Annotated in this window: 26 protein-coding genes; 2 read left to right on the forward strand and 24 right to left on the reverse strand. The window is 67.4% G+C overall.

Going from position 1 to position 20311, the window contains the following annotated elements; translation table 11 throughout:
* The 18 genes from IEY14_RS24400 to motA all read right to left on the reverse strand — a co-directional run.
* Positions 1-633: flagellin N-terminal helical domain-containing protein (locus tag IEY14_RS24400; protein WP_444542174.1), on the reverse strand; the 633-nt coding region annotated here is incomplete at its 3' end.
* 182 nt (positions 634-815) lie between these two features.
* Positions 816-1592 (reverse strand): flagellar type III secretion system pore protein FliP, encoded by a 777-nt coding sequence (gene fliP, locus IEY14_RS24405; RefSeq protein WP_188913244.1) that lies wholly within the window; start codon positions 1590-1592, stop codon positions 816-818.
* A complete protein-coding gene (locus IEY14_RS24410) occupies positions 1589-2125 on the reverse strand; it encodes a flagellar basal body-associated FliL family protein (RefSeq protein WP_188913246.1) in 537 nt (178 codons plus the stop codon). The genes fliP and IEY14_RS24410 overlap by 4 nt, the downstream gene beginning before the upstream one ends.
* A gap of 165 nt (positions 2126-2290) precedes the next feature.
* Positions 2291-2971, reverse strand: coding sequence for a flagellar basal body L-ring protein FlgH (gene flgH / locus IEY14_RS24415; protein WP_244639669.1), 681 nt, complete (start codon positions 2969-2971; stop codon positions 2291-2293).
* A 31-nt stretch (positions 2972-3002) separates the two neighbouring features.
* Positions 3003-3599, reverse strand: a complete 597-nt coding sequence (locus IEY14_RS24420; protein WP_210318574.1) for a MotE family protein — start codon at positions 3597-3599, stop codon at positions 3003-3005.
* Positions 3600-3603: 4 nt separating this feature from the next.
* A complete protein-coding gene (locus tag IEY14_RS24425) occupies positions 3604-4821 on the reverse strand; it encodes a flagellar basal body P-ring protein FlgI (RefSeq protein WP_188913252.1) in 1218 nt (405 codons plus the stop codon).
* Positions 4818-5315 carry a flagellar basal body P-ring formation chaperone FlgA gene (gene flgA / locus IEY14_RS24430; protein ID WP_244639667.1) on the reverse strand — a complete coding sequence of 166 codons (498 nt, stop codon included), beginning with the start codon at positions 5313-5315 and terminating at the stop codon, positions 4818-4820. The genes IEY14_RS24425 and flgA overlap by 4 nt, the downstream gene beginning before the upstream one ends.
* 67 nt (positions 5316-5382) lie before the next feature.
* Positions 5383-6171 carry a flagellar basal-body rod protein FlgG gene (gene flgG, locus IEY14_RS24435; protein WP_188913254.1) on the reverse strand — a complete coding sequence of 263 codons (789 nt, stop codon included), beginning with the start codon at positions 6169-6171 and terminating at the stop codon, positions 5383-5385.
* 26 nt (positions 6172-6197) lie between these two features.
* Positions 6198-6518, reverse strand: coding sequence for a flagellar hook-basal body complex protein FliE (gene fliE / locus IEY14_RS24440; RefSeq protein ID WP_188913256.1), 321 nt, complete (start codon positions 6516-6518; stop codon positions 6198-6200).
* Positions 6515-6937, reverse strand: a complete 423-nt coding sequence (gene flgC, locus IEY14_RS24445) for a flagellar basal body rod protein FlgC (protein ID WP_188913258.1) — start codon at positions 6935-6937, stop codon at positions 6515-6517. The genes fliE and flgC overlap by 4 nt, the downstream gene beginning before the upstream one ends.
* 4 nt (positions 6938-6941) lie before the next feature.
* Entirely contained in the window at positions 6942-7322 is a 381-nt protein-coding gene (gene flgB, locus IEY14_RS24450; RefSeq protein WP_188913260.1) for a flagellar basal body rod protein FlgB, read from the reverse strand.
* A 428-nt stretch (positions 7323-7750) separates the two neighbouring features.
* A complete protein-coding gene (locus IEY14_RS24455) occupies positions 7751-8200 on the reverse strand; it encodes a BspJ family T4SS effector nucleomodulin (protein WP_188913262.1) in 450 nt (149 codons plus the stop codon).
* A gap of 136 nt (positions 8201-8336) precedes the next feature.
* Positions 8337-9419 (reverse strand): flagellar biosynthesis protein FlhB, encoded by a 1083-nt coding sequence (gene flhB, locus IEY14_RS24460; RefSeq protein ID WP_188913264.1) that lies wholly within the window; start codon positions 9417-9419, stop codon positions 8337-8339.
* A gap of 89 nt (positions 9420-9508) precedes the next feature.
* Positions 9509-10552: a FliG C-terminal domain-containing protein gene (locus tag IEY14_RS24465; RefSeq protein ID WP_188913266.1), complete on the reverse strand. Its 1044-nt coding sequence runs from the start codon at positions 10550-10552 to the stop codon at positions 9509-9511.
* 19 nt (positions 10553-10571) lie between these two features.
* Entirely contained in the window at positions 10572-10898 is a 327-nt protein-coding gene (gene fliN / locus IEY14_RS24470) for a flagellar motor switch protein FliN (RefSeq protein WP_188913387.1), read from the reverse strand.
* A 141-nt stretch (positions 10899-11039) separates the two neighbouring features.
* Positions 11040-11456 carry a hypothetical protein gene (locus IEY14_RS24475; protein ID WP_188913268.1) on the reverse strand — a complete coding sequence of 139 codons (417 nt, stop codon included), beginning with the start codon at positions 11454-11456 and terminating at the stop codon, positions 11040-11042.
* The gene (locus tag IEY14_RS24480) at positions 11437-12375 is read right to left on the reverse strand and encodes a FliM/FliN family flagellar motor switch protein (protein ID WP_188913270.1); all 939 of its coding nucleotides are present in this window, start codon (positions 12373-12375) and stop codon (positions 11437-11439) included. Before IEY14_RS24480 ends, IEY14_RS24475 begins: the two co-directional genes overlap by 20 nt.
* A gap of 26 nt (positions 12376-12401) precedes the next feature.
* Positions 12402-13274, reverse strand: coding sequence for a flagellar motor stator protein MotA (motA, locus tag IEY14_RS24485; RefSeq protein ID WP_188913271.1), 873 nt, complete (start codon positions 13272-13274; stop codon positions 12402-12404).
* Between the two features lie 197 nt (positions 13275-13471).
* Between motA and flgF the strand changes: the two genes are divergently transcribed.
* Positions 13472-14197: a flagellar basal-body rod protein FlgF gene (flgF, locus tag IEY14_RS24490; RefSeq protein WP_188913273.1), complete on the forward strand. Its 726-nt coding sequence runs from the start codon at positions 13472-13474 to the stop codon at positions 14195-14197.
* Positions 14198-14200: 3 nt separating this feature from the next.
* Positions 14201-15535, forward strand: a complete 1335-nt coding sequence (locus tag IEY14_RS24495) for a FliI/YscN family ATPase (RefSeq protein WP_188913275.1) — start codon at positions 14201-14203, stop codon at positions 15533-15535.
* A gap of 85 nt (positions 15536-15620) precedes the next feature.
* On the opposite strand, the gene IEY14_RS24500 is transcribed toward IEY14_RS24495, so the two are convergent.
* The 6 genes from IEY14_RS24500 to IEY14_RS24525 all read right to left on the reverse strand — a co-directional run bounded on the left by IEY14_RS24500 (position 15621) and on the right by IEY14_RS24525 (position 20306).
* Complete coding sequence (locus tag IEY14_RS24500) at positions 15621-16607, reverse strand: ABC transporter substrate-binding protein (protein WP_188913276.1); 987 nt, start codon at positions 16605-16607, stop codon at positions 15621-15623.
* 30 nt (positions 16608-16637) lie between these two features.
* Positions 16638-17600, reverse strand: coding sequence for an ABC transporter permease (locus IEY14_RS24505; RefSeq protein WP_188913279.1), 963 nt, complete (start codon positions 17598-17600; stop codon positions 16638-16640).
* Positions 17597-18460: an ABC transporter permease gene (locus IEY14_RS24510; protein ID WP_244639670.1), complete on the reverse strand. Its 864-nt coding sequence runs from the start codon at positions 18458-18460 to the stop codon at positions 17597-17599. The genes IEY14_RS24505 and IEY14_RS24510 overlap by 4 nt, the downstream gene beginning before the upstream one ends.
* 71 nt (positions 18461-18531) lie before the next feature.
* Positions 18532-19008, reverse strand: coding sequence for an endonuclease domain-containing protein (locus tag IEY14_RS24515; RefSeq protein ID WP_308422082.1), 477 nt, complete (start codon positions 19006-19008; stop codon positions 18532-18534).
* A 94-nt stretch (positions 19009-19102) separates the two neighbouring features.
* Positions 19103-19891 (reverse strand): ABC transporter ATP-binding protein, encoded by a 789-nt coding sequence (locus tag IEY14_RS24520; protein WP_210318576.1) that lies wholly within the window; start codon positions 19889-19891, stop codon positions 19103-19105.
* Positions 19884-20306 carry an NUDIX hydrolase gene (locus IEY14_RS24525; RefSeq protein ID WP_188913285.1) on the reverse strand — a complete coding sequence of 141 codons (423 nt, stop codon included), beginning with the start codon at positions 20304-20306 and terminating at the stop codon, positions 19884-19886. The genes IEY14_RS24520 and IEY14_RS24525 overlap by 8 nt, the downstream gene beginning before the upstream one ends.
* Between the last annotated feature and the right edge of the window lie 5 nt (positions 20307-20311).

A 20311-nucleotide genomic window follows, 5' to 3' on the forward strand; every position in this document is an offset into this window, starting at 1 on the left:
GCCCGCGCTGGCGCCGGCCGTCGTGTTGGAGCCGCCGACCGTCACGCCCGACAGATCGACCGCCGTGTCGAGGACGCCCTTGGTCACCGCCGTCGTGTTGCCGTCGTAGAGGACGAACGAGCCGGCATTGATGTTGATCGTGCCGATCGACACCGAACCGGTCGTATCACGGCTGAAGGAGGCGACGACGGTCTTCGTCGTGCTGTAGCCATTGGCCGAGGAGTCGACCTGCAGCCAGTTCTCGCCGGAGAAGACCGAGGAGGCGGCGATCGACTTCAGCTGCGCCTGCAGCTGGCTGATCTCGTTCTGGATCGTGTCGCGGTCCACGCCGTCCTGCGTTGCCGCCGTCAGCTTGGCCTTGATCTCGTCGAGAACGTCCTTGGCCTTGTTGAGGCCCTGATAGGCGACGTCAACCGTCGAGCCGCCGAGGTTGAGCGCGTCCTTGACCGTGGAGAGCGACTTGTTGTCGGACTTCAGCGACGTGGAGATCGCCCAGTAGGCGGCGTTGTCCTTGGCTTCGCCGATCTTGTAGCCGGTCGAGATGCGCTGCTGCGTCTTGTCGAGATCCGCGTTGGTGCGCTGGAGGGTGCGGAGCGCCGTGATCGCCGCCGCGTTGGTGTTCACGCTTGCCATGAGAGTGTGCCCTGGAAAAGGAAATTCGAGGACATGCTGGACGCGCCAGCTTCGCGGGTCGGCATCATGCCTTTGACCGACCCCTCCCTTGAGGGCGCGTCAATCCGCCTCTAGAAGATGACATTAGGCGGGTAAGGTTAACACCAGCCTAAGATGGGCGGCTTCCCCTGCGGCAAAGCGCGCTAGAAGAACGAGCGCACCAGGGAACCCGTCAGCATGTTCCAGCCGTCGATCAAGACGAAGAACAAGATCTTGAACGGCAAAGAGATTACGGTCGGCGGCAGCATCATCATGCCCATCGACATGGTCAGCGTCGCGACGATCAGGTCGATCACCAGGAAGGGCAGAACGATCAGGAAGCCGATCTCGAAGCCGCGTCGCAGCTCGGAAATCATGAAGGCCGGCACGATGACGCGTAGATCGACGATCTCGCCCTCCCCCGCGCCCTGTTCGTTCTTCGGCTGCAGGCGGTCGCGCCCGCCGGCCTCGTTGAAGTCGCTGAAGAGCTTCAGGTCCTGGGGGCGCACCTGCGTCAGCATGAAGTCGCGGAAGGGGTTGGAGATCCGGTCGAAGGCCTCCCCTTCCGTGATCTGATTGTCGAGAAGCGGCTTCAGCCCTTCCCGCCAGGCCTGATCGAAGGTCGGCGCCATGACGAAGAAGGTCATGAACAGCGACAGCGAGATGATGATGAGGTTGGCCGGCGTCGATTGCAGGCCGAGGCCGGAGCGCAGGATCGACAGGGCGATGACGATGCGCGTGAAGGAGGTGACCATCACCAGAAGGCCCGGCGCCACCGACAGGACGGTGACGATGCCGAAGAGCTGGATGATGCGCCCCGAGGCCGAGGCTTGGCCGGCGGGGATGAGGCCGGCCAGCCCCTGCGCGATCGCGCCCGCGTCCTGGGCGAAGGCCGGCGTCGCCGCCAAGGCGATGATCAGCGCCAGCGCGAGCCGCTTCATTGGGCGACCAGCGATTCGATGAGATAGTCCTTGATCGCCGGCGAGCGCAGCTTGGCGCGTTCCGTCAGATCCTCCTTCAGGTGAAGGAGGCCGCGCGTGCCCTCGATCTGGACGATGTCGACCGTGCGCAGGAAGGCGAGCGTGTCGCCCTCGACCTCCGCGGCGAGGACGGCCGGATCCGGCACGTCGGCCTTGCGGTAGACGATGCTCGCCTGGAGGCGGATGACCATCGACGACGGCGTCGCGACATTGGTGAGGATCGGCTGCAGCTTGACGATGGCATCGGGACCGGGCGGCGGCGGGGGCGCCTCCTTCTCGGCCGCCGGCTCTTCCTTCGGCTTGGCGAGCGCCTCCGCCTTCCGCAGCGCCTGGCCGCCGACCGTCCAGCCGACCGCCGCGCCGCCGCCGACCGCGACGAGGGTCAGGCCCACGATCACGCCGATCGTCGCGACCATCCCGCCCTTCTTCTTCGACTGGTCCGGCAGGGCGCCGGTCGCCTGCGCGATGAGCGCGTCCGCGCTTGTATCCGTCATGGACCGTTTCCTCTCATAGGAAGCGTGGAGGCCTGGCCTCCCTCGGGCTCCCTCATGGAGACCCGGTCCGACGATTAGGCGTCCACCCTGTTACGAGCCTTGCGGCGGTGCGGAGGAAACGAAAGAGCCGCCCGAAGGCGGCTCTTCTGTCGTTCGGTTCGTCGCCTACCAGGGCGCAACGACGTCGATCGCCTGCTGGCCCCAGCCCGGCTGCTGCACCTCGCTGAGCCGCCCGCGCCCGCCATAGGAGATCCGCGCCTCGGCGATGCGGTCATAGGGGATCGTGTTGTTCGGCAGGATGTCGCCCGGCCGGATGACACCGGCGATGGAGAGGACGCGCACCTCAAAATTGACCCGCATCTCCTGCTGGCCGGTGATGTAGAGATTGCCGTTCGGCAGGATCTGCGTCACTACGGCCGCGACGGAGAGCGCGATCTTCTCGGAGCGCTTGATATTGCCCTTGCCGGTCGTGTCGGTGCCGCCGCTCAAGCCGATCTTGCCGCCGAGCGTGCCGAGGAAGGACTTGCCGTTGAAGGTCGGGTTGACATCGGCGCCGATATCGACGCCGGATTCGCGCGAGCGCTTGGAATTGTTGTCGAATTCCGCCTGATCCTTCACCTCGATGCGCACGGTGACGATGTCGCCGAGATGCAGCGCCCGCGCATCGCGGAAGAGGTTGGCGTTGTTGTCGGTCCAGAGCGAGTTCTTGCGGATCTGCGTCACCTCCACCGGAAAGGCGGCGGGCGTGATCATCGAGGGATTCTGCACGAAGCCGGCGCCTGGCGGCGTCATCACCGGCGCGGCCAGGAAGTCCTGCTTGGTGGTCGAGCAGCCGGCAAGGCCCATCAGCGCGAGAAGTGCGAGCTTCTTCAATGGATCAACCCTTGCTCAGACCGGCCATGGCGCCGTCCGGCGTCTTGGTCGTCTTCTCGACGATCAGATTGCCGAGCTCGGCGGCGATCGGCGCCGACATTTCCGCCAGGATGGCGCTGGCCGTGCGGGCGTTCAGCTTGACGAGCAGCGCCGCCGCCGTCGGCCGATCGACGGCCGCGAGCTGGGCGGCGGCCGCGTCCGGCTTCATCTTGGCATAGATGTTCAGCATCGTGTCCGAGACGGAGTCGAGAAAGACCTGCCGTTCCTTCAGCCAGGTCTGGTAGTCGGCGCGCTTCTTCTCCAGCTCGTCGATGCGGGCATCGACCTGCGCCTCCAGATCCTTCAGCTTCTTCTGCTGGACCGCGATGCGCGCCTCGCGCGCCGGATCGGCGATGGCGCTGCAATAGCGCTCCACTTCGCTGCCGGGCTCCGGCGGCGGCACCGGCTTGCCGTCCGAGCCGATGACGCGCACGGCGGACTGGTCCGGCGGCGGCGGGCCTTCGTTCTTCTCCGCCTTCTCGGCGAAGGCCGTCGTGACGGACAGGCCGAGAAGGAGGGCGGAGACGGCGACGAGAGGCGAGGAGCGGGTCGGGCGAAGCATCATCTTATTGCACCACGAGATCGGCCTGGAGGGCGCCGGCGGTCTTGATCGCCTGGAGGATGGCGATGATTCCGGTCGGCTTCAGACCGAGACGGTTGAGTCCGCGAACGACGGTCTCGAGATTGGCGCCGGAGACATAGGCGAAGTTGCCGCCCTCCTGGCGCGCGTCGACGGTCGTATTGGAGGTGACCACCGTCTGTCCGTTGGGCGAGAAGGGCGCGGGCTGCGACACTTCGGGCATCTCGGTGATGCGCACGGTGAGATTGCCGTGGGTGACGGCGACGGTCGAGATCTGCACGTCCTTGCCGATCACCACAGTGCCGGTCTTCTCGTCGATCACGACGCGGGCCGCCGTGTCGGGCTGGATCGGCAGGTCGCCGATCGCCGCGATGAAGCGCGTCGAGGACAGCCGCGCCGGCCGCGTCATGCTGATGGTACGCAGATCCTGCTCGCGCGCCACCGGCTTGCCCCAGGTCTTGATGGCATAGGCGTTCACCGCGTCCACGATGCGGATCGTCGTGCGATAGTCGGGATTGCGCAGTTCCATGGTGATCTGGTCGGTCTCGACCTGGGCGCGGGGCACCTCGCGCTCGATGATCGCGCCGCCGGAAATGCGGCCGGAGGTCGGCACCCCTTGCGTCAGCTTCTCGCTTTCGCCGGCCGAGGTGAAACCGCTGACCGCCATCGACCCTTGCGCGACGGCATAGACCTCGCCGTCCGGCCCGTAGAGCGGCGTCATCACCAGCGTGCCGCCCATCAGCGACTGCGCGTCGCCGAGCGAGGAGACGTTGACGTCGATGCGCGAGCCGGCCCCGACGAAGGGCGGCAGTTCGGCGGTGACGACGACGGCCGCGACATTCTTGGTGCGCGGATTGCCGGCGCGCACGTTGACGCCCATCCGGTCGAGCATCGATTGGAGCGACTGTTCGGTGAAGGGCGAGTTGCGCAGGGAATCGCCCGAGCCCTGGAGGCCGATGACGAGACCGTAGCCGACGAGCTGGTTCTCGCGCACGCCCTTGATGGTGGTGATGTCCTTGATGCGCACGCCCTCGCTGCGCAGCGCGTTGAGGCCGGGGCGGACGGTGTCGAAGCTTTCCCGCGCGCCGATGCCGGCCTCGTAGGCCTGGGCCGGAGCGCCGCCGTCCAGGATGTCGGCCGCCTGCGCCGCGCCCTGCCCCAGAAGGAGCACCGGCACGAGGAGAGCCCTTGTCATGCGCTTCATTGCGAATCGACCTCGATCGTTCCGTCCGCCTGAACGACGCCGTTGATGGTGATGCCGCTGTCGACATTGCGCACGCGGATGCGCTCGCCCTCGGCCGCCGAGACGAGCGGCATGCCGATGCCGGCGATGAAGACGCCGCCCTCGCGATAGACGATCGGCGCGTTGACGCCGGCGCGCACGATGTCGGGCGATTTCAGGTCGGACAGGAGGATGGGCTGGTTCGGCAGGAGGGTGCGCTTGGCGACGCGGTCGCCGAGCATGCCCTCCTCGATGACATAGGCCGAGAGCTTGGCGGCCGGCACCCGGAAGCGGACGCGGGACAGGCCCTTGTCCGAGACGCTCTGGCCCGGATAGACGACGCCGGCCGGAACCGGCAGGTCGATATCGGCCGAGGCGGGCTGTGCCGGCATCGCCGGTCCGGCGAAGGCCATGAGAATGGCGAGCACGGCGCCGGACCGGCGCGGCATCCGCCGGCGCTTCGAATGGGCTTCCATGGTGCCGCAGCTCCGTTGCGATCGCGGCGCCGAGGCGCCGCCTGTCCTTCGTCGCGTCCCGCGCCGGTCAGCGCAGGCCGGTGGAGATGACCTTCGACATGTCGTCGGCCGCCTGGATCACCTTCGAGTTCATCTCGTAGGCGCGCTGCGCCGAGATCAGCTCGGAGATCTCCTTCACCGGATCGACGTTGGAGCCTTCGAGATAGCCCTGGTTGATCACGCCGAAGCCGGGATCGCCGGGAACGCCGGCGATCGGCGTGCCGGAGGCCGTGGTCTCCTTGAAGAGATTGCCGCCCTGCGCCTCGAGACCCGGCTCGTTGGCGAAGTTGACGAGGGTCAGCTGGCCGAGGAGCTGCGGCGCCGCCTGCCCGGCGACGGTCGCGTAGACCTGGCCCGCCGACGTGACGGTGGTCTTCGTCGTGTTCTGCGGAATGGTGATCTGCGGATCGACGAGGAAGCCGTCGAGCGTGACGAGCTGGCCCTGGTCGTTGGTGTTGAAGGCGCCGTCGCGGGTATAGAGCGTCTCGCCGCCCGGCCCCTGGATCTGGAAATAGCCGTTGCCGTTGATCGCGAGATCGAAGGTGTTGCCCGTCTGGTCGAGCGTGCCCTGGATATGGGTGGTGCGGATCGCGGCGGTGCGCACGCCGAGACCGATCTGGGCGCCTTCCGGCACCACCTGGTCGCCGCCGCGCGCCGGCACGCCCTGCATCCGCTCGACCTGGTAGAGGAGGTCGGTGAACTCGGCGCGGGCGCGCTTGAAGCCGGTCGTGTTGATGTTCGCGATATTGTTCGCGATGACTTCGACATTGGTCTGCTGCGCGTTCATGCCGGTCGCAGCGATGGCCAGGGCTCTCATCGTATCGTTCCTCTCGTCCCGCGGCGTCAGATCGCCATGCGGGAGATTTCCTGATAGGCGGCGACGACCTTGTCGCGGACGACCACGGCCGTCTGCAGGGCGCGCTCGGCGCCCATCACGGCGTCGACGACGGCCTGGGTGGACGCCTCGCCCTTGATGCCGGCAATGGAGGCGGTCTCCGCGCCCTTGATCGTGGCGACGGCATCGGTGGAAACCTTGGCGAGCACCGCGCCGAAATCGGCGCCGGCGCCCTGCGACGCGAGCGCGGGGGCACCCACGCCGCCGACCGGGTCGGGGCGGCTGGTCTGGAAGGTCGGCAGGGCCGAGCCGATGGCCGGAAGGATCATGAACCGTTCCTCAGAAGATCGATGGTCATGGTGATCAGTTCGCGCGACTGCTTGATCACCTGGAGATTGGCTTCGTAGGACCGGTTGGCCTCGCGCATGTCGGCCATTTCGGTCAGCATGTTGACGTTCGGCATCTTCACGTAGCCGTTCGAGTCGGCGGCCGGATTGCCGGGATCGTGCTCGACCGTGAAGTCGCTCTTGTCGTTGCCGTAGCGCGCGACCTTCACGAGCTCGGCGCCGCTCAGGCGATCGACCTCGCTCTCGAAGGTGATGGTCTTGCGCCGATAGGGATCGCTGCCGGGCGTCTTGCCGGTGGAGCGGACGTTGGCGACGTTCTCGGAGACGATGCGCAGCCGGTTCGACTGGGCCTCGAGGCCGCTCGCCGCGATCTTGAGGGAGGAGACGATCGGATCGGACATCGCGTCAGCCCTTCACGCTCATGAGGTAGAACCGCTGGAAGGCCTTGGTGACGGAGGTGTTCAGCGAGAAGTCGCGCTGCACTTCGCCGGCCTTCAGCATCTCCTGTTCGAGGCTGACGGAATTGCCGGAATGGGTGATGTCCCAGGCCGTCTCCTTCTGCGCCTCGACCTCGGTGGCGCGGCCGCCGCTCGCCGCGAGATGCAGCGGATTGGTGCCGGCCATGGTCAGCTGCGTCGCCTCCATGGCTTCGGTGAAGCCCTTGACGTCCTTGCCCGTGTAGCCGGGGCTGTTCACGTTGGCGACGTTCTCGGCGATGACGGTCTGGCGCTGGGAGAGCCAGTCCGCGCGCCGCGAGGACAGGCCGAAAAGGTAGATGTCGCTCAAGGGGGCCTCGGAACGAATTGTCGCTGAAGAAAGTCTTAAGTCGACGCACTTGTCCGAAGCTTGCTGTATTTCGCGCCGCCGAAATGGTTCCCGAAAAAGAAAAAACGCGCCGCCGAAGATCGGCAGCGCGCATCGTAAGTAATAGTTAACAGATATTAACGATTGAGCTTGAGGCCGCCGAAAGCCTCCGATCGGGCCTCCTGTCCGGCGCGCTGACGCCTCAATCTTTGCCCGCTCCCTTTCAGCTTCGTCATCCCGGGCCTGACCCGGGATCCATGCCTTCTGCGGAACCACGGGGATGAGGTTGGAAACGCGGTCTCCTTCCGCATCGCTTCCGGCCTGTCGTGACCGGCTTGGAATGGATCCCGGCTCAAGGCCGGGATGACGAAGCGGCGGGATGATCGGGTCTTTGCGAAGGCGCGAGCGTCTCAGTCCGCCGGGCGCCAGTCGACATGCGCGCCGCGCATCGCGGCAGTCAGGCGTTCGGTCTGTTCGTCGGGCGAGAGACCGGGCTCGTCGAAAGCGAGATAGCTGAGCGTCACGGCGGCGGCGGCGGCGGCGAGATGCAGACGGAAATGCGCCGTCACGCCCGCATGGCGGAACTCCATGCCGAGCTCGATGGTCGGCGGCGCGTTCCAGGTGACGTTCGCGTCACCCTCCCCCGAGAAGCGCAGGCTGCCGGCCTGGAGGTAGAGCTGGGCGGAGGAATTGACGATGTCGTCGATATTGCCGAGCCGGTCGAGCCGCAGGAAGGCGATATAGTCGACGATGTCGACGAGACGCAGCTCGGCCACGACCTCGCTTATGCCCTCCGCCAGGATCTGCTCGCGCGCGGCGACATGCTTGTTGCGGAAGTCCGGCATGAAATGGGAACCCATCGAACTCCAACCGTGAAAGACATGTCGCGCGACGAGACGTCGGGAACACGAACGGGTCGGCGAATCGGCGTCGCAACCCGGCAGGCAACACATCCCGGCAAAAACGCCGCGCCGGGCACTCGCTTCGATATCGGCTTCAGGCCGCGCCGGCTCGCGCCGGCGACTTGGACTGAAGGAAGTAGATGAGTTCCGCGACGGCCTTGTAGAACTGCTGCGGAATCATCTGGTCGATTTCGACATGGTCATACATCGACCTTGCCAAGAGCTTGTCTTCGAAGACCGGCACGTCGTTCGCCTCGGCGATCTCGCGGATCTTGAGGGCGATGAGATCGGTGCCCTTGGCGACGACGGTCGGCGCGCCGCCCTCCTCGCGCGAATAGCGCAGCGCGATGGCGTAATGGGTGGGATTGGCGATCACCAGCGTCGCCTTCGGCACGGCGGCCATCATGCGCTTGCGGTTGCGCTCGCGGGCAATCTGGCGCTGGCGCGCCTTGATCATCGGATCGCCTTCCTGCTGCTTCATCTCCTCCTTGATCTCCTGCTTGGACATGCGCAGGTCGCGCCGCCAATGGATGCGCGAGAACAGAAGGTCCGCCGCGACGAGGACGATCGTCGCGATGGAGACGATGGACAGGATCTGCATCGCGAGCGACAGCAGCGTTTCGGGGAGCCGGAGCGGATCGGAGAACATGGTCTTCAACGTGTCCGGCAGGCGGCGCGAGAGCAGCCAGCCGACGATGAGCGTGACCGCGCCGAACTTGAAGATCGACTTGCCGAATTCCGTGAAACCCTTGACGCCGAACATGCGGCTCCAGCCGCTGGCGATCGACAGGTTCGACCATTTCGGCCGAATGCGCTCCATGTTGATCTGGGGCGGATTCTGGAGGACCGAGGCCGCGATGCCGGCGACGATGAAGAAACCGGTCGCCGGCAGGACGAAATGCCCGCACTGGATGGCGATCGTCTGGAGGAAATGCAGAGCGTCGGCACCGTTCTCGATATCCCACTGGGTCGGGTTTTCGAAGGTGCTTCGAAGATTCGCGACCAGCGTATTCGAAACATCCCGCGCGGCGAAGACCGTGAAGGCCATCGAGGCGAGGAGAGAACCGAGGATGGGCGCTTCCTTCGAAAAGGGCAGATTGCCCTTCTCGATCGTATCGCGGATGCGCTTCTCGGTCGCTTCCTCTGTCCTGGAGTCCTTCTCGACGCCTTCGGCCACGGCGATCCTGCCTCACGTCGTCTTAAAACTGCCTTACGGTAAAATGCCGGGCGCGAAAGCGCCCGACCTTCGAGCCCCGCAAGCGGGCGCTATTCTTCCTTCGCGGCGGAAAGGACGATCCGTCCTTCGGACGCGAGGCGCAGCGCCAGCGCGGCGATGGTGCGGCGCGCCGCCGTGACGTCCTTGATCGACACGTCCGCCGCCTGGGCGAGCTCCGCCTCGACCATGCGCCGCGCGCGGGCGGCGAGCGCCGAGGTCACCGCTTCCGTCAGTTCCGCCGCCGCGCCGCGCAGTGCGAGCGTGACGGTTTCCGTCGGCACGGTGTCGAACAGGATGAGGCGCGCCTTCTTCGGCACGTTCGGCAGGTCCTCGAAGGCGAAGAGCAGGCTGCGGATCGCCTTCGCCTCGTCCGGCTCGTTCGCCTCGATGGAGGCGAGAAGCTCGTCCGTCTGCGCCTTCTCCATACGGTTGGCGATCTCGGCGAGGGCGGCGCGGCGCGCCTTCTTCTCGGCCGTGCCGGAGCCCGCGACGAAGACCTCGCGCATCTTCTCCTCGATCAGCGCCTCGGCGGTGCCTCCAAGCGCCTTCGCGTCGAGCATGCGGCGCATGACGTCGTTGCGCAGGTCCGCCTCCAGCCCCGCCACCACCGCCGCCGCGATCTCCGGCTCGATGCGGCCGAGAATGGTCGCGGCGACCTGCGGATGTTCGGCCGAGAGGAGCTGCTGGAGAGCCGGCGTGCCGAGCTTCTCCATCTCCTCCCAGACGGTGAGGATCGGACCGGTGAAGAGGCTCTGGTCGATGAAGTCGTCGGCGCCGAAGATGGAGGTCATCTCGTCGGCCGAGAGAACGCTGCGCATCAGCTTGTTCAGCTCGTCGTCGAGATCCGACAGGCCGGAGCCGCTCTTGAACTCCTCCTGGAACTCGCTGACGAGGCGATCCAGCTGATCGGCCGAAACGCTCTTCTGCTCGGCCACGCTCTCCTTCATCGCGCGCAGCTCGTCGGGGCTGAAATGCTTCATCAGGCGCCCCGCGCCGTTGGAACCGAGCGCCAGCAGCAGAACCGCCGCCTTCGCCGGGCCGGGCATGGAGACGTCGAGGTCGCCGGAGAATTCGGAGTAGGAAGCGAGGCTCATCGCGCGATATGCGGCTCGTTCAGGCGTTCAGGGATTTGGGACGCTGCGGGCGCGTGCCGGGCGAGACGATCTCGGTGAGCGTGATGCCGAAGCGGGAATCCTCGTTCTCGAGCACCACGACCTCGCCGCGCGCCACGATGCGGCCGTTGACGATGAGATCGACCGGATCGCCGATCGCGGTGTCGAGCTTGACCACGGCGCCGCGGCCGAGCTTCACCAGATTGGCGACGGGCATCACGGCCGAGCCGAGCACGACCTGCATCGTCACCGGAATGTCCATGATGATGTTGAGATCGGGCTTGCTGTCGGCGACGGCCTCCTGGACCGCGTCCTCCTCGCCCGGCATCTCGAAGGCGGGGGTCTCCGAGAAATCGATCTCGGACGTCTCGAAACCTTCCACGCCGTCCGTCTCGTCGTCCATCATCGTCGCATCTCCTTGTCTTCGATAGGGTCTGGCGGGGCGGCCCGCCGCGACTCCTACCTTTCGTTAACGATTAGCGGCCGAAGCTGACGCGAGGCGGGACTCGATGAGGCTGAGCCAGGTGTCCTGCGGGCCGCCGGCCGCGGCCTCGGCGCGCGCCGGCGCAGGGGCCGGGGCGGCGACGTCGTTCGCCACCGCCAGACGGCGATCGGCGACGTTGATCCGGTCTTCCAGATCGCCCGCGATCTCGCGCGCGGCGGCGATCCGCTCGTCGAGGGCCGCGAGGATCTCGATGCCCTCGCTCCGCAGCATCACGACGGCATGGGCGGCGCGGTTGATCGAGGCATCCGCCTCCTTCAGCGCCGTCGAGAGCTCGGTCTCGCCCCGGCGCAGCTGGCGCAGCTCGCGGCACATGGTCGTGGTGCGCCAGCCGGTGAAGGCGAGCGCGCCGAGAAGTACGCAATCAATCAGCGAGGATATCATCGATGAATTCCTCCGTGGGATCGATCTTCTCCTCGATCCGGACCACATAGGCGTCGCGGGTCATGCCCATGCGGCCGCGGAACAGGCGCTGCTCCTCGCATTCGACGACGATGAGGCTGTCCATCGTCGCGTCGAGGACGATCGTCTGGCCGACCGCGAAGCGGGACACCTCGCCGAGCGTGATCTGCCGCTCGTCCAGAAGGGCGCGGACTTCGAGATCGGCGAGCTGCAGGCCCTCCTGGATGTTCTTCGCCCAGGTCTCGTCGGCGGCCGGCGCGGCGCGCTCGGGCACGGTCGCGAGCTTGCGCCGGTGCATGGCGAAGGCCTTTTCCGGCAGGCAGGCGCGCAGCGAAGCGCTGACATCGCCGAGCCGCAGGCGGAAGGTGAGGACGATGAAGCCGCGCCCGTCCGCCGGCAGAAGCTCGTCCAGCTCCTCGGGAATGGCGGTGGACACGAAGAGGTCGGATTTCAGATCGAGCGGCGCGATCTCGGCGAAGACGGGATTGGCCGCCTCGGCGAAGGTGGCGAGGCCCTTCTCGGCCAGGCGCTTGTCGAGGGCCGTCAGCGCGCGCTGCATGCTGCCGGCCGAGGCGCGGCTGCGCCCCGGACCGCCGAAGATTGCTTCCGCGAAGAGATCGGCGGCCATCGCGTCGCCGAGAACGAAGCCGATCTCCGTCCATTGCGGCGAGCGCAGCATCAGGCAGAGCGCCGCGTCGCGCGCTTCCGGCGCGCCGGCGCCGATGGTCAGCGGCGCGACCCCGGCGAATTCGGCCGAGAGACCGCCGCCGCAGAATTCGGCGAAGTCCTTGGTGGCGGCTTCCGCCCATTCCTCGCCGAGCAGCTTCAGGCGCGGCAGCTTGTGCGGCTCGATCCGCGAGGCGGAGCGGATCTGCGCCTCGATGGTACGCTCTGCGGTCATGCTCATCGCTCCGGCGCCCTCCCCGCTCAGGCGGCCTGGGCGGCAGCGCCGCCGCCGATGGTCTCGGACTCGACCTGATCGATGGTCGGACGCTCATAGGCCGAGATGGTCTTGCGGCCGTATTCCAGCGCGACCTGCGGCATGGCGCCGTTGATATAGGCGATCAGCGTCTGCTTCACGATCACGTAGCGGCGCAGCTTCTTCTCGCGCACCACGCGGACCTTATGGGAGATCGGCGCGAAGATGCCGTAGGAGAAGAAGATGCCGGCGAAGGTGCCGACGAGCGCGGCGCCGATCAGCTCGCCGAGAACCTGCGGCGACTGGTCGAGCGCGCCCATGGCGTGCACCACGCCGAGAACGGCGGCGACGATGCCGAGGGCCGGCAGGCCGTCGGCGACGTCCTGGAGCGCGCCGCTCGGCTTCAGCGAGTCGCGCGACACGGTCTGGATCTCCTCGTCCATCAGCGCCTCGACCTCGTGGCCGCGCACGTTGCCGATGATGATCAGGCGGCAATAGTCGCAGATGAAGTTGAGGATCGCCTGATCCTTCAGGATCGTCGGATAGGCCGAGAAGATCGGCGACTGGGCCGGGTTGTCGACATGCTCCTCGACCTCCGAGCGCGGCTTGGAGCGCATCTCGCGCATCAGCGAATGGAGGAGGCTGAGCAGTGCCAGATACTCGGCCTGCTTGGGAACGCCGTTCTTCAGCGCTTCGACGATGCTCTTGCCGGTGTCCTTCACTACCTTCATCGAATTGCCGACGAGGAAGGTGCCGAGCGCGGCGCCGAGAATGATCAGCAGCTCGAACGGCTGCCAGAGAATGGCGACGTGGCCGCCATTGGCGACATAGCCGCCAAGCACGCAGGCGATCGTGACGACGAGGCCGAGCAGGATGCCCATGACGAATTTCCTTTGAGAGGTTCATCCCTGGGGTACGGAGAAGCGCTTGTGCGAGGCTGGCGAATGGCCTCGCGGCGCCCGGCGCGCCTGGGAAAGGCTGGCGCAAGCGAGACTTAGCTAAGGTCGCTCTGCTGCGCTCCCCGCATTCCCGCCGGAGCCGCGCCGCGAATCCCGTAAAGTCAGGACCCGGTATCTCGATGCAGACCTCGCTTCCGGTCGCCCTTTCGGCGCAGATCGCCATGGAAAAGCGGCTCGACACGATCGCGGACAACATCGCCAATGCGCGAACGGTTGGTTTCCGGGCCGAGGAAGTGAAGTTCGAATCCTTTCTGTCGCAGGCCTCCGAGCAGCCCGTCGCCTTCGCCTCGACCGGCCAGCACTATCTCTCCACCCGCACCGGCGAGATGACGCAGACCGGCAACTCGCTCGACATGGCGGTGAACGGCGACGCCTATTTCGCCGTCCAGGGCAAGAACGGCACGATCTATACCCGCGACGGCCGCATGGTGATGACCGAGCAGGGCGATCTCCTGTCGCTGAACGGCGAGCCGATCCTCGATGTCGGCGGCGCGCCGATCCAGGTGAACCCGACTGGCGGTCCGATCGCCATCGCCCGCGACGGCATGGTCACGCAGAACGGCGCGCAGGTCGGCGCGGTGGGCCTCTTCCAGATGCCGGCCGGCGCCAAGCTGGCGCGCGTCGGCACGTCCGGCATCCGGCCGGACAGCCAAGCGCTGCCGATCGTCGATTTCGCCGGCATCAACGTCCTCCAGGGCTTCGTCGAGGGCGCCAACATCAATCCGGTTCTGGAGATGACGCGGCTCATCGAGGTGCAGCGCGCCTTCGAGAGCGCCTCGAACCTCATCCAGACCTCCGAGAAGTCGCTCGACGACGCCGTCAGCACCCTGGGGGCGAAGGGCTAAGCCGTGCAGCCTTACCAGCGTCCCGAGAAGGGCTCGCTCAGCGAGCCGCCGATCCGCGTCTCCGGCCATATCGTCGACGTGTCCGCCCAGGCCTTCCGGGTCGCCGGCCTGTCGCCCTTCGTCCGCCTCGGCGACTGCGTGGCGGTGCGCGGCCCGGACGGCGACGAGCTCGGCGAGGTGGTGCGCGTCGAGGAGAAGACGGCGACCGTCAAGCCCTTCGCCGCCAACTTCCGCAGCGGCGTGCGCAGCCCCGCCTGGCGCACCGGGCCGATCACCGTCGCCCCGGCGCGGAGCTGGAAGGGCCGCACCGTCGACGCCTTCGGCCGCCCCTGCGACAATCTCGGGCCGCTCGAGAAGGGTCCGCGCGAATGCACCGCCGACACGATGCCCGACACGGCCATGGGCCGCGGCCGCATCGAGAAGCCGGCGCCGACCAACGTCAAGGCCATCGACATCTTCACCCCGCTGGTCAAGGGCCAGCGCCTCGGCATCTTCGCCGGTTCCGGCGTCGGCAAGTCGACGCTGATGGGCATGCTCGCCCGGGCCGAGGGTTTCGACACGATCGTCGTCGCGCTCGTCGGCGAGCGCGGCCGCGAGGTGCGCGAGTTCCTGGAAGTGACGATGGGCGGCGACCTGTCGCGGCTCGTGACCGTCGTCGCCACCGGCGACGAGAGCCCGATGATGCGGCGCCTCGCGCCCAAGACCGCGATGACCATCGCCGAATATTTCCGCGACGAGGGCGACGACGTCCTTCTCATCGTCGATTCGGTGACGCGCCTCGCCCATGCGGCGCGCGACGTGGCGCTGGCCGCCGGCGAGCCGCCGGTGGCGCGCGGCTATCCGCCGAGCGTCTTTTCCGAACTGCCGCGCCTTCTGGAGCGCGCCGGTCCCGGACCGATCGGCAAGGGTACGATCACCGGCCTCTTCGCCGTCCTGGTCGACGGCGACGACCATAACGAGCCGGTGGCCGACGCGATCCGCGGCACGCTGGACGGCCATATCGTGCTGTCGCGCGCCATCGCCGAGGAAGGGCGCTTTCCGGCGATCGACGTCCTGAAATCGATCTCGCGCCTCGCCGACATCTGCTGGGACGCGCAGGAGCGCGAACTGGTGATGCGCCTCAAGGCGATGATCGCGCGCTACGAGGACACGCGCGATCTGCGCCTTCTCGGCGGCTATATGCGCGGCGGCGATCCGGCGCTCGACCAGGCGGTCGATCTCGTGCCGCTGATCTATTCGACCATCCGCCAGTCGCCCGGCGATCCGCGCATCGACAAGCCCTTCGACGAATTGTCGCGCCAGCTGAAGCAAGGCATCGTCGCCGCCCAGCAGGGATAGGCGCCGCGTCCGCCGATCCGGCGCGGTGGCCGCCGGCACGTCCGAAGAGGCAGGGCGCCGGACCCAAGGCCGGCGCCCTTGCCCGTCACTTCGCCATGTCGGTGATCTTCGAGGTCCAGGCGCCCTGCGGCGCCTTCGAGATCACCGGGTCCGAGCCGCCGGACATCAGCACCTTCACGGTGTTCTCGGCCGCCGCGACGTCGAGCTTCGCCGACGAGCCGAGAAGCTTGGCGACTTCCGCCATCATGAACTTCTGATGCGCCTCGGTCTGGGCGCCGGTCGTGTCGTTGTCGAGGACGATGCCCGCCGCCTCGTCGGGATGGGCCTTGGCATAGTCCCAGCCCTTCATCGAGGCGGAGACGAAGCGCGCCAGGGCATCGGCCTTCTTGGCGTCGCCGAGCACCGCCTCGGTCGTATAGAGCCCGTCCTCCAGCGTGGCGACGCCCTGGTCCTCGTATTTGAAGACGACGAGATCCTCCGGCTTCAGCCCGGCATCCAGCACCTGGCCATATTCGTTATAGGTCATGGTCGAGATGCAGTCGGCCTGCTTCTGGAGCAGCGGATCGACATTGAAGCCCTGCTTCACCACCGTCACGCCCTCCGGCCCGCCATCGGTCTTCAGCCCCAGCTTCGACATCCAGGCGAGGAAGGGATATTCGTTGCCGAAGAACCAGACGCCGAGCGTCTTGCCCTTGAAGTCGGCCGGCGACTTGATGCCGGTCTCCTTGCGGCAGGTCAGCATCAGGCCGGATTTGGCGAAGGGCTGGGCGATGTTGACGAGCGGCAGGCCCTTCTCGCGGGCCGAAAGCGCCGCCGGCATCCAGTCGACGATCACGTCGGCTCCGCCGCCGGCGATCACCTGCTCGGGCGCGACGTCCGGGCCGCCCGGCTTGATCGTCACGTCGAGCCCGGCCTCGTCGTAATAGCCCTTCTCCTTGGCGACGTAGTAGCCGGCGAATTGCGACTGCGCGACCCATTTCAATTGCAGCACCACCGGGTCCGCCGCCAGCGCCGGAGCGGCCGTCGTGGCGGCCAGCGCGAGGCCGAGGCCCGCGAGGATGATCGACTTCATGTCCCTCATTCTCCCCTTGTGATGCGCCGCCTAGCCCCTGCGGTAGGACGGATGCCAGAATGTCGAGAGCCGCTCGACGACGGATAGGAGGCCGTAGCCGACGGAGCCGGCCAGCGCCGCCACCGCGATCTCCGCCCAGACCATGTCGGTGTTCATGCGCCCCATCTCGGCCGAGATGCGAAAGCCCATGCCGACGATCGGCGTGCCGAAGAATTCCGCGACGATGGCGCCGATCAGCGCCAGAGTCGAGTTGATCTTCAAGGCATTGAAGATGAAGGGCAAGGCGGCCGGCAGCCGCAGCTTGACGAGCGACTGGGGATGGCTCGCCGCGTAGGTATGCATGAGATCCCGCTCCATCGCGCCTGCGGCGGCGAGACCCGCCAGCGTGTTCACCAGCATCGGGAAGAAGGTCATCACCACGACCACCGCCGCCTTCGACGGCCAGTCGAAGCCGAACCACATGACCATGACCGGCGCGATGCCGATGATCGGCAGGGCCGAGACGAGATTGCCGATCGGCAGGAAGCCGCGCTTCAGGAAGGGCGAGCGGTCGATGAGGATGGCGGCGAGGAACCCGGCGCCGCAGCCGAGCGCATAGCCGGCGACGACTGCCTTCAGGTAGGTCTGGCGGAAATCGGCCCAGAGGATCGGCAACGAGCCGACGAGCCGCGCCGCGATCGCCGAGGGCGGCGGCAGGAGGACGGAGGGCACGGCGAGCCCGCGCACGACGCATTCCCAGAGAAGGATGACCGTCGCCCCGAAGACGAGCGGCACGCCGAGATCGGCGAGACGCCTTCCCCATTCGGTGCCGGGCACCGTGCGCGCGAGCCGCGCCGCGAACTGCCAGGCGACGAGCCAGACCGCGACGAGCAGCAGCCAGAAGCCGGGACCGAAGGCGCCGGCCTGGAGCGAGCCGATCAGCACGGCACCGCCGAGAAGCGCGAGGACCGCCGGCAGCGCGAGGCCTTGGCGCAGAAGAGCAAGGCCGCTCATCGCGCGCCCGTCCGCTTGAGCACGAGCCGTTCCGCGACGCCGACCGTCCAGACGAGGAGCCCCGCCATCACCGAGGCCGCGACGAGGGCCGCCCAGATCTGCACCGTCTGCCCGTAATAGGAGCCGGCGAGAAGACGGGCGCCAAGCCCCGCCTGCGCCCCGGTCGGCAGTTCGCCGACGATCGCTCCGACCAGCGCCGCCGCCACCGCCACCTTCATCGAGGCGAAGAGGAAGGGCAGCGAGGCGGGCAGGCGCAGCTTCAGGAGCACCTGCGTGGGGCTTGCGTGATAGGTGCGCATCAGGTCGGTCAGCATCGTATCGGGCGAGCGCAGCCCCTTCACCATGCCGACGGTGACGGGGAAGAAGGACAGATAGGTCGAGATGATCGCCTTCGGCAGAAGGCCGGTGATGCCGAGCGAGGCGAGGACGACGATGATCATCGGCGCGACCGCCAGGATCGGGATCATCTGGCTGGCGACGATCCAGGGCATCAGGCTCTTGTCGAGAGTCTTCGAATGGATGATCCCGATGGCCAGCGCGATGCCGAGCCCGGTGCCGATGGCGAAGCCGAGCAGCGTCGAGGACAGGGTCACCCAGGCATGGAAGAGGAGCGAGCGCGGCGAGGTCACGCGCATCTCGACGACGGTCTTCCAGAGTTCGGCGACGACCTGGTGCGGGGCCGGCAGGACGGGCCGCTCGGCCTGCATCGTCTGTGACAGGATCTCGGAAAAGCCCGGCGCGCCGCCGGCCCGCGTCAGGCGGTCGACTGTGGTCTGCCAGTTGAGGAAGGCGGTGCCGAGATACCAGAGAAGCACGATGGCGAGCGCGACGACGAGGACGGGCAGGACCTTGCCGCCCATCGCCCGCGACACCCATCCCGGCGCGGCGCTCCGCCCGACGCCCCCGCCCGGCGCGGCGATCGGCGCGCCGCTCATGCGGGCCTCCCCAAAGCCATGTCAGGATAAGGCGCCCCGCCCTCTCCCGAGTCGGGAGAGGGTGCCGAGCGCAGCGAGGCGGGTGAGGGAATGACGGGCGCGAACCGCAGACCATGGATCAGCCCCCCACCATCGCATGGTTCGGTCACACGACCGCCCAGCACGGCGAGGATCGTTTCACAAACCGCCCCGCGCTCGCGCAGAACTTCCTCGTTCCAGAACCGCAAGACGGCCCAGCCGTGGGATTGCAGATAGACGGTTCGTGTTTCGTCGCTCCGACGATCGGCATGCTGGCTACCATCGAGCTCGATGATCAGATGACGCGCACGACAGGCGAAATCCGCGATGTAAGGTCCGATCGGAAGCTGCCGCACGAAGCGAAAACCATTCAGCCGCCGCCCCCGCAATTCCGACCACATCCAGGTCTCGGCATCGGTGGCGGCATGTCGCAGGTCGCGGGCATTCTGGAGCAAGGCTGCCGGCGTCGCGCGAGGCTCCCTCATCCGCCTGCCGGCACCTTCTCCCGACTCGGGAGAAGGACGCGGCTTTACCGCCCCCTCCCCGTCCTCAATCATAGCTGTGCCCCGCCCGCAGCCCTTCGCGCACGCGGTGGGCGATGTCGAGGAAGCGCGGCGTCTCGCGGATTTCGAGCGGCCGGTGCGGGCCGAGATCGCAGTCGACGATCTCGTGGATCCGGCCGGGGCGCGGGCTCATCACCACGATGCGGGTCGAGAGGAACACCGCCTCGGGGATGGAATGGGTGACGAAGACGACCGTCTTGCGCGTCTTCGCCCAGAGCTTCAGCAATTCCTCGTTGAGGCGGTCGCGGACGATCTCGTCCAGGGCGCCGAAGGGCTCGTCCATCAGGAGAAGGTCGGGATCGAAGGACAGGGCCCGCGCGATCGAGGCGCGCTGCTGCATGCCGCCGGACAATTGCCAGGGAAACTTGCCGCCGAAGCCCTTCAGCCCGACGAGATCGAGCCCCGCCTCGACGCGTCGGCGCCGCTCCGCTCTGCCGTGCCCCATGATCTCCAAAGGCAGGCCGACATTGCCGGCGATGGTGCGCCAGGGATAGAGCGCCGCCGCCTGGAAGACATAGCCATAGGCGCGCGCCCGCCGCGCTTCGTCCGGCGTCAGGCCGTTCACCGCGATCGTGCCGCCGCTCGGCCGTTCGAGATCGGCGATGACGCGCAGCAGCGTCGTCTTCCCGCAGCCCGACGGGCCGATGAAGGAAACGAACTCCCCCCGGCCGATCGTCAGGTCGACGTCCTTCAGGGCATGGACGGGACCGTCCGCCGTCTGGAAGGTCAGGGACAGGCCCTTGGCCGCGATGACCGGTGCGCCGCTCTCAGACAAGGGCGGCCTCGGGCTCAGCGGCGAGCCTTCGCGCCAGCGGCAGGAGATGCTCGGCGGTCAGCGCCGCGAGCGGCAGCGCCGTTCCCTCCCTCGGGTCGATCCACACCGCCTCCTCGATCTCGGCCGCGGCGCGGACCGCCTCGGCGGTGCGCAGGCTGAAGACATGCGCGACGACGATCGTGTCGGGTTCGTTGGCGGCCGGCGCGGTGAAGACGCCATGCGCGGTCAGCGCGGCCGGCGCGACGCGGAGGCCCAGTTCCTCGCCGATCTCGCGCGCGGCGGCGGCAACGAAGCTCTCGCCCGCTTCCGGCTTGCCGCCCGGCTGCATGAAGCGCAGCGTGCCGCGCTTGCGCACGAGCAGCGTCCGGCCTTCCGGGTTGATCAGGATCGCCGCGGCGACCGAAATCTCGCGCATGCGCC

It is taken from the genome of Aureimonas endophytica (assembly GCF_014642635.1).
Taxonomy (GTDB): domain Bacteria; phylum Pseudomonadota; class Alphaproteobacteria; order Rhizobiales; family Rhizobiaceae; genus Plantimonas; species Plantimonas endophytica.